Annotated in this window: 12 protein-coding genes; 8 read left to right on the plus strand and 4 right to left on the minus strand. The window is 59.6% G+C overall.

The features are described from left to right. The first annotated feature begins 235 nt into the window (after positions 1–235). From OP494_RS03835 to OP494_RS03870, 8 genes are all read left to right on the plus strand, one after another. Positions 236–736, plus strand: a complete 501-nt coding sequence (locus OP494_RS03835; protein ID WP_280539395.1) for a hypothetical protein — start codon at positions 236–238, stop codon at positions 734–736. Positions 737–808: 72 nt separating this feature from the next. Further along, complete coding sequence (locus tag OP494_RS03840; RefSeq protein ID WP_280539396.1) at positions 809–1,423, plus strand: CBS domain-containing protein; 615 nt, start codon at positions 809–811, stop codon at positions 1,421–1,423. Positions 1,424–1,493: 70 nt separating this feature from the next. Then, positions 1,494–1,982, plus strand: a complete 489-nt coding sequence (locus OP494_RS03845) for a hypothetical protein (RefSeq protein ID WP_280539397.1) — start codon at positions 1,494–1,496, stop codon at positions 1,980–1,982. Positions 1,983–2,027: 45 nt separating this feature from the next. Beyond that, positions 2,028–3,065: an asparaginase gene (locus OP494_RS03850; protein ID WP_280539398.1), complete on the plus strand. Its 1,038-nt coding sequence runs from the start codon at positions 2,028–2,030 to the stop codon at positions 3,063–3,065. A gap of 132 nt (positions 3,066–3,197) precedes the next feature. After that, positions 3,198–3,953 carry a 7-cyano-7-deazaguanine synthase QueC gene (queC, locus tag OP494_RS03855; RefSeq protein WP_280539400.1) on the plus strand — a complete coding sequence of 252 codons (756 nt, stop codon included), beginning with the start codon at positions 3,198–3,200 and terminating at the stop codon, positions 3,951–3,953. Beyond that, positions 3,953–4,597, plus strand: coding sequence for a 7-carboxy-7-deazaguanine synthase (queE, locus tag OP494_RS03860; RefSeq protein ID WP_280539401.1), 645 nt, complete (start codon positions 3,953–3,955; stop codon positions 4,595–4,597). Before queC ends, queE begins: the two co-directional genes overlap by 1 nt. After that, a complete protein-coding gene (locus OP494_RS03865) occupies positions 4,597–5,436 on the plus strand; it encodes a 6-carboxytetrahydropterin synthase (protein ID WP_247621291.1) in 840 nt (279 codons plus the stop codon). Before queE ends, OP494_RS03865 begins: the two co-directional genes overlap by 1 nt. 48 nt (positions 5,437–5,484) lie before the next feature. Then, positions 5,485–5,745: a YkgJ family cysteine cluster protein gene (locus OP494_RS03870; RefSeq protein ID WP_280539403.1), complete on the plus strand. Its 261-nt coding sequence runs from the start codon at positions 5,485–5,487 to the stop codon at positions 5,743–5,745. A 100-nt stretch (positions 5,746–5,845) separates the two neighbouring features. Here OP494_RS03870 and OP494_RS03875 read toward each other — a convergent pair whose 3' ends face one another. The 4 genes from OP494_RS03875 to clpX form a co-directional block, all read right to left on the minus strand. Then, complete coding sequence (locus tag OP494_RS03875; RefSeq protein ID WP_280539404.1) at positions 5,846–7,657, minus strand: SurA N-terminal domain-containing protein; 1,812 nt, start codon at positions 7,655–7,657, stop codon at positions 5,846–5,848. Positions 7,658–7,890: 233 nt separating this feature from the next. Beyond that, on the minus strand, positions 7,891–8,163 hold the full coding sequence (locus OP494_RS03880) for an HU family DNA-binding protein (protein ID WP_040241491.1): 273 nt from the start codon (positions 8,161–8,163) through the stop codon (positions 7,891–7,893). Positions 8,164–8,339: 176 nt separating this feature from the next. Further along, positions 8,340–10,748 carry an endopeptidase La gene (gene lon / locus OP494_RS03885; RefSeq protein WP_246894491.1) on the minus strand — a complete coding sequence of 803 codons (2,409 nt, stop codon included), beginning with the start codon at positions 10,746–10,748 and terminating at the stop codon, positions 8,340–8,342. 173 nt (positions 10,749–10,921) lie between these two features. Continuing rightward, positions 10,922–12,202, minus strand: a complete 1,281-nt coding sequence (gene clpX / locus OP494_RS03890; RefSeq protein WP_280539407.1) for an ATP-dependent Clp protease ATP-binding subunit ClpX — start codon at positions 12,200–12,202, stop codon at positions 10,922–10,924. Positions 12,203–12,220 lie beyond the last annotated feature (18 nt).

The raw sequence follows: 12,220 nt of genomic DNA on the forward strand, positions 1-12,220 counted from the left end.
GAATAGGTTGATCTTTTTACCATGAGGCCCGCCGACGCTAGCGCCGAAAAGACTAACTTTACGAGCTTTATTCATACATCGGCCCCAGGTGCATAAACTTTAGCCCTTGCGCGTGATCGTTTCTCACGGCTCGAGACAGGGCGGCGCGTCCCGCCCCGAGCGTCGACGCTGGCAATATCACGCCTCGATGAGCGATGATAGGCAACTCGAATCGACCCCAGGAGCCACAGCCACGATGGACTCGACATCGCTTTTCGCCGACTACGCACGCTGGCAACGCTTTCAACGTCAAGATCAGCTTCATCGCGAGCATAACGCTGCCGTGCGCAAACTGGCCGAGTCAGGCGCCATGGCGTCGCGTGTCGCCGAAGGCTACCGCAGCATGGCGGAAAAAGGTGCCGCCGAGAGCGCTTGTTACCGCACTCTATTTCTGCGCCAGCGCCCCCATGAAACCGCGCTGGCATGCGAAGGCTGGCTCTTCGTACGCCGCGTTCTTTCTGAAGGCGGTATTACGCGTGTACGCGGAACGCTGCTTGAAAGCTTCACACTCGAAGATGGCAGCCTCACACCAGGCGACAAGCCAGCGCTCAAGGTCACACTGGATATTTACGACGAAATTCTCGTCAAACGCACCATGAAGATGGGATGCCGCATCGACCGTCAGGATGACGATCGCGACATCCATTTCATTACTTTTCTCGACAGTGTGCGTGGCGATCTTCGCCAGCACATGTAAATCCTGCCCGCCAAGCCTCGTCCAACGGTTTACGACGCGGCTTAGCGGCTCAGCTAATGGGGCAAATCCATCATGACGACATCTCCTTCACCGAGCCTCTATTCCACGCTGACCCTCTCGGAGCTGGACGGCGTCACCGGCATCGCTCAACCACGCGCCACTCATCATAAGCTGACGCTGGATAGTCCGGCGGCGCGACTCTTGACCGATTTCAGCACGCAGCGCGCCCAGACCATCCTCACCTCCAACACCATCTCGCAGGCCCTCAACACCATGAAACAGGCAGGCGTGCGCTTGCTCATGGTCATGGGGCCGGACGGGCGATTCACCGGTGTCATCAACGCTCGCGAGCTGGTCGGAGGCCGTAAGATCACCATCGCCATGCAGAAACATGATGTGCCGCGCGAAGAAGTCACCGTGGACATGATCCAGACGCCGCGTGCGCAGTTGCACTCACTGTCGCTAGCACAGCTGGAAGCCGCACGCGTCGGCGATCTCGTGGAAACGCTCAAGGCATCCGGCGACCAACACTTGCTGATTACTGCACCTGGGGAACAGGCCCCGATCATTCGCGGCTTGGTTTCGGCCTCCGATATCAGCCGGTCGTTGGGGATCGACCTCGATCATCCGCCGGAAGCGCGCAGCTTCGCCGCCATCTGCCAGGTCATCCTCGGACACGATTTGTAATACACACCCCACCGGGTTCGGGACCACTCCCGAACCCGGTGGCGCTTATCGACGGCCGAAGGAGTTTTGCATGCTCGAGTGGTTGCAAGATCGCCTATTCCGCCAACACGGTATTGCTATCTGGGTCATCAAACAATTCGACGACACGACCTTGCATCTTTGCGGCAAGGGGATGGCAGAGGGTACGGAGCGAATGTCGCGTCGCCGACGCGCATTGGCCCGCGGCACGTTCGTGGGACCGGTGCGAATTGGCGAGCACCATGAAGTCTTGCACTCCGATCTCTTCGCACGGCTACCGCTACGCGACGAATTACGCCTGATCGATGAGCGTGAAGCCGAATACGCCGGACGACGTTATCACGTCTCCTGGGTTCCCGAGCGTTGCTGGCGCTTCCAAGGCCCTCTGATTTCTCAACCCCAGCGCAACGACGGCAAATTGCGCTTCGTCAGCCACGAAGACGTCGCCGCGATACGTGAAAAGACCGCCGCCCCCAACGCGCAGGCAATGCCACCGCGCACTTCCGATGGGTGGTCGCTGGCTGCACGAGACGACGACTAGCCATCATCGCGCCATCCCGATACCTTCCCGGACATTCGTGACACCATGACTTCCAACACCGTTCTCGTTCTTTATGCTGGCGGCACTCTGGGCATGCTCGACGGGCCTCGAGGACTTCGCCCCGGCAGCGACTTCGAGACGCGTCTGCGCCAAGCTTTTACGCACCTCGCAGCACACCGGCGCGATGCCATACCACCTTTCGAAATGCTCGAATACACGACGCCCATCGACTCGAGCAGCGCCACGCCCGCCGACTGGCAACGCCTGGCGCGTGACATCGCCGAACGCTATGCGGACTATGCCGGCTTCGTGGTCCTGCATGGCACCGATACCTTGGCGTGGTCCGCCTCGAGCCTAGCTTTTCAATTGCAGGGCCTGGGCAAGCCCGTCGTTGTCACGGGGGCTCAGAAACCACTGGAAGCCCCTCAAAGCGATGCACTCGACAACGTCGAAACGGCGCTACGCTTCGCCACTCGGACGGATCTCAACGAAGTCGCCATCGCCTTCGGCGGCAAACTCATGCGCGGCTGCCGCACCCGCAAATGGGATACGCAAGCGTTCGATGCCTTTTACGCCCCCAACTGGCCATTACTGGGCGAGATCATCGATGACGAGCCGGTCCTCTATGCCGCGCGATGTCTATCGCCTAGCGGCGCGCCACGCTTCGAGCTACCCGACTTGATGCCCACCTCGGCGGTCATACGCCTGCCACTGTGGCCCGGTATTCAAGCACGCCAGATCGCGCGACTGCTCGACGACGACACGGTACACGGCGCCGTTCTCGAAAGCTGGGGCAGTGGCAATATCCCTGAAGACCCTGCCCTGGCAGGCGAGCTGGCCGCCGCCAGTAGCCGTGGCACGTTGCTCGCCGTCATTAGCCAGTGTCCACACGGCCCCGTGACGCTAGGCACCTATGCCAGCGGCAATGTACTCAAGGAGATCGGCGCGCTCGCCGGCGACGACATGACGCCAGAAGCGACGTTTACCAAGCTCGTCCATCTACTCTCACAGCCACTGCCCGAGGCCCAGCGCCGGCGCCAGTTTCTATCCTCGCTATGCGGCGAGCGCAGCGCGCTGACTTGACGCCACGCTAGCCGGCAAATGGTTCGCCGGGTACACTGTGCGCGCTTCGTCCGGACCGGATCCCGGGCGTGTTTCCCGCAAGTGTCGTGATACTTGCGGGAGGCTACAAATTCTCCGCTCAGGACAACTCTCATGACCGATATACCGCGCCATGCGCCTCAGCCCTCCGACGCTGAGTCAAACGCTATTACCGCGCTCACCACACCCGACGATACCGCCAAGGCGGTGGTCATATACTCCGGCGGGATGGATTCCTATACCGTCCTGCATCGTGCCTTGCGCGCCGGCTTCGACGTGCACGCTTTGTCGTTTCACTACGGCCAGCGCCACTCGCGTGAGCTCGAGACTGCAAGCCAGGTCTGCCAACAATTGGGCGTCGCCCATCAAGTGGTCGACATTCGCGCCATCCACGGCCTGATCGGCAACTCCGCCCTGACCGATGCCGATCGCGACATGCCTGGGGGCGACTACGATGCCGACAACATGGCCGCCACGGTAGTGCCCAATCGCAACATGATCCTGCTCTCGCTAGCCATCGGTCACGCCATCAATATCGGTGCCAATGTCTGCTTTTATGGCGCCCACGGCGGCGACCACGTGCTGTATCCCGACTGTCGTCCCGAATTCGTCGATGGCGTCAACGCCGTCGCCGCCATCGCTGATTTCAATCCCGTGCGTGTCGCCGCGCCCTATTTGTATGTCAGCAAGCACGCCATCCTGGCCGATGGCCTGGCGATGGGGCTCGATTACGCCCAGACCTGGACCTGCTACCTGGGAGGCGAGCACGCCTGCGGACAATGCGGTAGCTGCCGGGAACGTCTGGCGGCCTTCGCCGCGCAGGGGGTCGATGACCCCCTGACCTATGCCGCGCCGGAGAAGATGTCGTAATGTACAGCGTCAAGGAAGCTTTCTATACGCTCCAGGGCGAAGGCGCCCGCGCCGGGCGTGCCAGCGTGTTCTGCCGCTTCACGGGCTGCAATCTCTGGTCGGGGCGTGAACGCGACCGCGCCACCAGCCACTGCCGCTTTTGCGATACCGACTTCATCGGTACCGACGGTCAGCACGGCGGTCGCTTCGAGGATGCCCAAACCTTGGCGGCTCATCTCATGAGCCTCTGGCCTCACACACAGGAGGCCGCCGTGCCCTACGTGGTATTCACCGGCGGCGAGCCGTTGCTGCAGCTCGACACACCGCTGATCGAGGCCGTGCATGCTCAGGGTTTCGAAATCGCCGTCGAGACCAACGGCACGCTCCCGTCACCCGACGGTATCGATTGGCTATGCGTCAGCCCCAAGGGCGATGCGACGTTGCGCATCACACAAGGCGATGAGCTGAAACTGGTGTTTCCGCAGTCCGATGCCATGCCTGAGCACTTCACGCATCTCGCCTTCAAGCATTTCTACCTGCAGCCAATGGATCTCGCGCCGCGCGGCGGACAAGGCACGACCATGCAAGACACCGTGGCCTACTGTCTCGCTCAACCACAATGGCGACTGTCGCTGCAAACTCACAAGATCGCGGGAATCGACTGATGACGCTTTTCGTCAACCACCTCACCCATATCGACGCCTCGCTGTGGTCGCCCGAACATGGCTTGACCGGTGTTAGCTGGCATGTCGATGCCGAACTCGAGGGCGAACTCGGTCCCGACGGCATGCTGTTCGACTTCGGAGAGGTCAAACCCTGGATCAAATCGCGGCTCGACGAGGGCCTCGACCACACCTTGCTGGTACCAACCCAGGCACCAGGAATCCAGGTGTTCGATTGCGCCGAGGGGCTCTGCCTGCGCACGCAATTTCCCTATCCCATGGAGCTCCGGGGCCCGCGTCAAAGTTTCACCCTGCTGCCCTGGCCAGAGATCACCACAGAGCAAGTGGCCACGCACCTCTCCACCGAACTCAGCCGTCGACCGCCCGCCAAGGTGGAGACGATTCGCCTGCGTTTGCGCGATGAGGATATCGAGACGGCCGCCTATACTTACAGCCATGGACTCAAGCACCATTCGGGCAATTGCCAGCGTATCGCTCATGGCCATCGCTCGCGCCTGCATATCTGGCGGAATGGTCGACGCGACCCTGAGCTGGAAAGCCAATGGGCACAGGCACTGGATGCCTGCTACTTGATCCACGACGAAGACCTCGCGCCGCAAGCCGATGAGTCTCTAGACACGTTGAGTGTTGCCTATCGCGCCGATCAGGGACGGTTTCATCTGACGCTTCCCCGCGAGCGCTGCCATCTACTTTCCACGCCCACGACCATCGAGCATATCGCCGCCTGGCTGGCGGAAAAGATCGCCCAAGAGACGCACAGCCGGATTCGCGTGCAGGCTTTCGAGGGAATCGACAAGGGCGCCATCGCCGAATCGGCGTGACCGAAACGTCGAACGCATCACCCATTATTCGCTATACGGAACATCTTCATGTCTTGCCGCGTCGGTTGTGGCGCGTGTTGCATCGCGCCGACCATCAGCTCCCCCATTCCCGGCATGCCCGATGGCAAGCCGGCGGGCGTGCGCTGCGCTCAACTCGATGAAGACAATCGCTGCCGCCTGTTCGGCGATTCCCGGCGGCCTGCCGTTTGTCATGCCTTCGATTACGACCACGCGGTTTGCGGCGACAGTCGCGAAGAAGCACTGACCATCCTCGAGGATCTGGAGCGGCATACCGAAACGTCTTCCTGAGCCGCTTGCCTTGGCCGCCAAGCCATGAGCGATCTCCTGCACAAACTAAAAAAGCGCGACTCCAGGAGCCGCGCTTTTTACCTTTACCCGAGGGTATCGATCAATGACGCTCGATATCGGCCTCTTCGCGTAGTGTCTCGGTCAAGCCTTGAATGGCGGCCTGCGCACGCAACCTCTGGGTCATCATTTGCGTACTATCACCGGCGTTACCGGTATCGCCGTCGCGTACGTCGGTCAATTCGATGACGGCGACCCCCTCATCGGCAGGAGCTTGCCCGAAGCTGCTTCCCTGATCGGGATGCGGCAGGCGGAAAGCCTGACGCAACACGCCGTCGGGGGCTTTGTCACCATCGCGTGTGGCATTCTCGATGCTCTGCCAGTCGAGTGACACCGACTCTCCCTTCTTGAGTGCCTCGACCGATTCTTGGGCGCGGGCTTCCAGCGCTTTACGTGTCTTGACGGCCTGGGTCGCTTCACGCACCTGGTCCTTCACATCATCGAGCGGCAAGGTCGTGGCATCACGATGATCGGTGACACGCACCACGGCACGGCGTTGATCGTCGAGTTCCAACACATCGCTGTTATAGCCATTTTCCAGCACATCCTCGCTGAAGGCAGCATCCATCACACCCGGCTCAGCGAGCACGCCATCGACACTGCCCCTGGAGACCCAGTCGCTCGTCTGCATCTCAAGGCCGAGCTCGTCGGCAACGCTCTGTAAGTCCTCTGCCGCATAGCTTTGATCTTCCAGCGCCTGGACCTGCTCGTTAAACGCATCACTTGAGTTGTCGAGACGCACTTTCTCGGCGAGCTGGTCGCGCTTTTCGTCGAAACTGGGGAAATCGATGTCGGTGACCTTGATTAGATGCAAGCCATCGCCACCATCGACGACCGACGACACGTCGCCCTCGCCCAGCGAGAAAGCGGCGTCATCGAACGCTTCGCCCAAGAAGCCGCGATTGATCACGCCGAGATCACCGCCCTGGTCGGCGGATGCCGTATCGTCGGAGTATTCGGCCGCCACCGCTGCAAAGTCCTCACCGTCGTCGAGCTTGTCCTGAGCTTCTTCGATCCTTGTCATGGCCTCATCGCGAGAACGCTCGTCGCCATAATCGACCATGATGTGTGCAACTTCGCGAGGAGCGTCCTGGCGCTCTTCTGCGTAAGCATCTCGCAGTTGCTGCTCATCGACGTCGACATCCTGGGCTACCTCTTGCTGATCCAGCACGACGTACGCGATCTTGACCTGCTCAGGACGCTGATACTGAGCTTGATGCGCGTCGTAATAGCCCTGCATGTCGTCTTGGCTCACCTCGACCGGGGTATCGAGATCGCTTGCCGTCAGCTCGGCATAGCGGAAGTCACGCGTCTGATTCTCCAAGGCCTGCAAGCGTTTGGCTTCCCCCGGCAACACCAAGGTCGACAGTCCGATACCCTGCTGAAGCTGCTGGCGCTTCATGTCACTGCGCAGTTCCCTACGAAACGACAACGGTGTGTAGCCCGCTTGAGAAAGACGGCTGGAGAAGACGTCCTGGGAAAAGTTTCCCTCTGAATCCTGAAACTCAGGACGGCTCACGATGAGCCGATCGATCTGAGCATCGGAGAGATGCATGCCCCCTTCCTCGGCGTATTGATCCAGCAATTCAGTAGAGATCAGTTGGTCGGTGACCTGTTTACGCAGCTCGCGTTCTTGATCCGGCGGCACTTGCCCAGAACGAATAGCGCGCTGCACCTGAATCTCGACCGCTCGCTTGCCGATCGGTTCGCCGTTCACAGTCGCGGCGTCATTACTGCCGGAGGTAAAGACCCCGACCAGGGACTCGGCCCCGAAGAGTGCGAACGTCACGATGATCGCGCCGACGATCATTTTGGCGGCCCACCCTTGGGAACCCTCTCGAATTCGTTGCAGCATGCTTGCCTCGACGTGATGGAGATTCTTGAAACCAAAAGGGATTATACCGGCATCGAGTGTGCCCCGGTCAAAATGGGCTCACACTTCCAGCACAGCCACTGGCATGAAAAAGGCGCACCGCTTACGCGATACGCCTCTTTGGCTGGACCGAACCGACACGACATCTCGCTTCAGACACGGCTTTTGTCATGCGTCGCGCTCATGACGACCACCTCGGTCCCGCTCGACCGGTCTTAGTTGACCGAATCCTTGAGCGCCTTGCCTGCCTTGAACGTCGGCACCTTGGCGGCGCTGATTTCGATCGTCTGACCGGTCTGAGGGTTACGACCGGTACGCGCGGCACGCTCCTTGACGGAGAATGTGCCGAAGCCAACCAGTGCGACGGAATCGCCCTTTTTCAGACTATCGGAGACGGTCTCGACCATCGCGTCGAGCGCACGGCCTGCAGCCGCCTTGGGAATGTCGGCAGATGCAGCAATGGCTTCGATCAGCTCGGACTTGTTCACACTTCACCCCTTGACTGTTTCGGTAATGACTGGAAATCGGCGCGAAACTTCCACTTCCTGAAGCGTCACAACAAAGGCTGGAATTTATAGCAATGCCACGAAACTCTTGTCAAGAAAGCTTCGCGCCGAGCCGCGCCATGCGAGGATTCATACCACGACATGGCCGCTAAATTCTGTCAATGCGTGCTGATATTGGAACGCGAAGGTTGACTAGTTTCCGCTAGGGAATCACCGGTTTCAACCTCTGCCTTTCCGACCAGCGCCGCGTCGAGAACTTCATCAATCCATTTAACGGGCCGGATATCCAACGCATCCTTGATATTGTCCGGCACTTCCTTGAGATCCCGGCGGTTTTCCTCCGGTATTAGCACCGTCTTTATACCACCGCGCCGCGCTGCCAGCAATTTCTCCTTGAGACCGCCGATCGGCATCACTTCCCCACGCAGGTTGACCTCACCGGTCATCGCCACGTCACAGCGGACCGGACGCGCGGTATACGCCGACACCATCGCGGTGACCATAGCGACGCCGGCGCTGGGTCCGTCCTTGGGCGTTGCCCCTTCCGGCACGTGGATGTGCAGATCTTCCTTCTCGAAACGGTCAGGATCGATGTCCAGCGCTTTGGCACGAGCCCGCACCACGGTATGCGCGGCATCCACGGACTCCTTCATGACATCGCCAAGCGAGCCCGTCTTGTTGAGACGTCCTTTGCCCGGCGATACCACCGATTCGATATTGAGCAACTCACCGCCCACCGACGTCCAGGCAAGCCCAGTGACACGCCCCACCTGATCCTGCTGATCGGCCAGGCCATAGCTAAAGCGACGTACGCCGGCGTAGGCCTCGATATCCGATGCAGCAAGCAACTGAGGGCCTTGCGCGCCTTGTTGCTTTTCGGCCTCGACACGCTCGCGCAATACCTTACGGCTAACCTTGGCGATTTGGCGCTCCAGTTCGCGTACGCCCGCTTCACGCGTGTAATAACGTACAAGCTCGAGTAGCGACTCGTCGGAGAAGCTGAGCTCTTCTTCCTTGAGGCCATTGGCCTTGAGCTGCTTGGGCACCAGATACCGCTTGGCGATCGCCAGCTTCTCGTCCTCGGTGTAACCGGGCAGGCGGATGATTTCCATGCGGTCGAGTAGCGGCTCAGGAATGTTCATCGAGTTCGCGGTACAGATGAACATGACATCGGACAGGTCGTAGTCCAGCTCCAGATAATGATCGCTGAAGCTATTGTTCTGCTCGGGGTCGAGCACTTCGAGGAGTGCCGATGACGGGTCGCCACGATGATCCATGCCGATCTTGTCGACCTCGTCGAGCAGGAAGAGCGGATTGCGCACTTCAGCCTTGCTCATGCGCTGAATCATCTTGCCCGGCAGGGAGCCGATGTAGGTACGCCGGTGGCCACGAATCTCCGACTCATCGCGAATCCCGCCCAATGCCAGGCGTACATAGCGTCGATTGGTAGCCCGCGCAATCGATTGCCCCAACGAGGTCTTACCAACCCCCGGTGGGCCCACTAGGCAGAGTACTGGCCCCTTGAGCTTCTTGACGCGCTTCTGGACGGCAAGATACTCAAGGATGCGTTCCTTGACCTCTTCCAGGCCATAGTGGTCTTCATCGAGCACCTTCTGAGCATTCGCCAAGTCGTGCTTGACGCGCGAGCGCTTCTTCCAGGGCACCGCCACCAACCAATCGAGGTACGAGCGCACCACCGTCGCCTCGGCCGAGGTCGGCGCCATCATCTTGAGCTTGCCTAGCTCCTGACGCGCTTTCTCGGCCGCTTCTTTGGGCATGCCCGTGGATTCGATCAGTTGCTCGTACTTGTCGGCCTCGTTGGGCGCATTCTCGAGCTCACCCATTTCCTTCTGGATGGCTTTCATTTGCTCATTGAGATAGTACTCGCGCTGCGACTTCTCCATCTGGTCCTTGACGCGCGAGCGGATGCGCTTTTCCACCTGCAGCAAATCGATCTCGGATTCGATCAGCGCCATCAGGTGTTCGATGCGATCACGCACACGATCCATCTCGAGCAATTCCTGCTTGTCGCCGATCTTGAGCGACAAGTGGGCACAGATGGTATCCACCAAGCGGCTGGGATCCTCGATGCCGGACAACGAATTGAGTACTTCGTTGGGCACCTTCTTGGACAGCTTGACGTACTGCTCGAACTGATTGAGCAGCACGCGCACCAGCGATTCTTGCTCGCGTTCGGTCAACGTCTCGCTTTCGCGGCGAACGGCTTCGGCCGAGACGTAACCCGCGTCGTCCTCATGGATATCGCGGACATCGGCACGGTAATCGCCTTCAATCAATACTTTGACGGTGCCATCAGGCAGCTTCAGCAGCTGCATGATTTCGGCCACCGTGCCGACATCGAAGAGATCGCCGAATTCCGGATCGTCCTGACCGGCCTCGCGCTGGGCAACGAGTAATATCCGCTTGTCGTTTTCCATGGCCGTCTCGAGCGCGCGAATCGACTTCTCGCGCCCCACGAACAGCGGAATCACCATCTGCGGATAGACAACCACGTCCCGCAGCGGCAAAAGGGGAAGACTCAAGGTCTGTTCAGCGTTCTGCTCCATCGCAGACGTTCCTCAACAAATTCAGTGGATGGGCCGCGAGACGGCACTAATGCCAGAGAAATGGGGGCGCATCCAGCATGATGCAACCGTGCAGCCCTTCGGTTTCATGGCTCAAAACAGGGACGCATACGAAAAGGGGGCCCTTAGGCCCCCACGGTGACTCAGGCTAGAGCTCAACCGTCCTTGCCAGCCACCTTGCTTTCTTCCTGTTGGGAATAAATCAGTAGCGGCTCGCTGTCACCGGTAATGACCGAGGCGTCGATGACCACCTTGGTGACATCCTCCAGCGATGGCACCTCGTACATGGTATCGAGCAGCACGGACTCGAGGATCGAACGCAAACCACGTGCGCCCGTATTGCGTTCCATGGCCTTGTGAGCCACGGCACGCAAGGCATCCTCGCGAAACTCCAGCTCGACACCCTCCATGTAAAACAGGTGCGTATACTGCTTGATCAGCGAGTTCTTGGGCTCGGTGAGAATCTGGATCAAAGCCTCTTCGCTGAGCTCGGTCAGCGTCGCAATGACCGGAACACGGCCTACGAACTCCGGAATCAAACCGAACTTGACCAGGTCCTCAGGCTCGACACCAGCGAGGACATCTCCCATCGATTTTTCGGAGTCCTTGCTCTTCACCTCCGCATTAAAGCCGATGCCACCTTTCTCGATACGGTCACGGATCACTTTCTCCAGCCCTGCGAACGCCCCGCCGACGATGAACAGCATGTTGCTGGTATCGACCTGAAGGAATTCCTGCTGGGGATGCTTGCGACCGCCTTGTGGCGGTATCGACGCTGTCGTACCTTCGATCAGCTTGAGCAGCGCCTGCTGGACGCCTTCACCGGAGACATCGCGCGTAATCGAGGGGTTGTCCGACTTACGCGAAATCTTGTCGATCTCGTCGATGTAGACGATCCCGCGCTGCGCCTTGTCGACATCGTACTCGCACTTCTGCAGCAGCTTCTGGATGATGTTCTCGACGTCCTCGCCCACATAACCGGCCTCGGTCAGGGTCGTCGCATCAGCGATCGTGAACGGAACGTTGAGCAGACGGGCCATGGTTTCGGCCAGCAAGGTCTTACCACTACCGGTCGGACCGATCAGCAGAATATTCGACTTGCCGAGTTCGACATCGTCGGTCTTCACATCGGCACGAAGACGCTTGTAGTGGTTGTAGACCGCCACCGACAGCACCCGCTTGGCACGGTCCTGCCCGATGACATAATCATCCAATGTATAACGGATCTCACGCGGTGCCGGCAGGCGCTCTTCATCGCCCTCGGCATCGGCCTCCAGCACTTCTTCGCGAATGATGTCGTTGCATAGATCGACACATTCGTCACAGATGTAGACGGAAGGACCCGCGATCAGCTTGCGCACTTCGTTCTGGTTCTTGCCGCAGAACGAGCAGTACAGCAATTTGCCGCTCTCGTCTTTGCCTTTGCCGTCAGCCATTCGTGTACCTCGTGATAG

The sequence above is a fragment of the Chromohalobacter sp. 11-W genome, assembly GCF_029889905.1.
Lineage (GTDB): Bacteria > Pseudomonadota > Gammaproteobacteria > Pseudomonadales > Halomonadaceae > Chromohalobacter.

Excerpts from the sequence above, each read along its gene's own strand:
- lon (WP_246894491.1), bottom strand. The coding sequence starts at position 10,748 with ATGGAGCAGAACGCTGAACAGACCTTGAGTCTTCCCCTTTTGCCGCTG.
- queC (WP_280539400.1), top strand. The coding sequence starts at position 3,198 with ATGACCGATATACCGCGCCATGCGCCTCAGCCCTCCGACGCTGAGTCA.
- OP494_RS03865 (WP_247621291.1), top strand. The coding sequence starts at position 4,597 with ATGACGCTTTTCGTCAACCACCTCACCCATATCGACGCCTCGCTGTGG.
- OP494_RS03840 (WP_280539396.1), top strand. The coding sequence starts at position 809 with ATGACGACATCTCCTTCACCGAGCCTCTATTCCACGCTGACCCTCTCG.
- OP494_RS03835 (WP_280539395.1), top strand. The coding sequence starts at position 236 with ATGGACTCGACATCGCTTTTCGCCGACTACGCACGCTGGCAACGCTTT.
- OP494_RS03875 (WP_280539404.1), bottom strand. The coding sequence starts at position 7,657 with ATGCTGCAACGAATTCGAGAGGGTTCCCAAGGGTGGGCCGCCAAAATG.
- OP494_RS03850 (WP_280539398.1), top strand. The coding sequence starts at position 2,028 with ATGACTTCCAACACCGTTCTCGTTCTTTATGCTGGCGGCACTCTGGGC.
- OP494_RS03845 (WP_280539397.1), top strand. The coding sequence starts at position 1,494 with ATGCTCGAGTGGTTGCAAGATCGCCTATTCCGCCAACACGGTATTGCT.
- clpX (WP_280539407.1), bottom strand. The coding sequence starts at position 12,202 with ATGGCTGACGGCAAAGGCAAAGACGAGAGCGGCAAATTGCTGTACTGC.
- OP494_RS03870 (WP_280539403.1), top strand. The coding sequence starts at position 5,485 with ATGTCTTGCCGCGTCGGTTGTGGCGCGTGTTGCATCGCGCCGACCATC.
- queE (WP_280539401.1), top strand. The coding sequence starts at position 3,953 with ATGTACAGCGTCAAGGAAGCTTTCTATACGCTCCAGGGCGAAGGCGCC.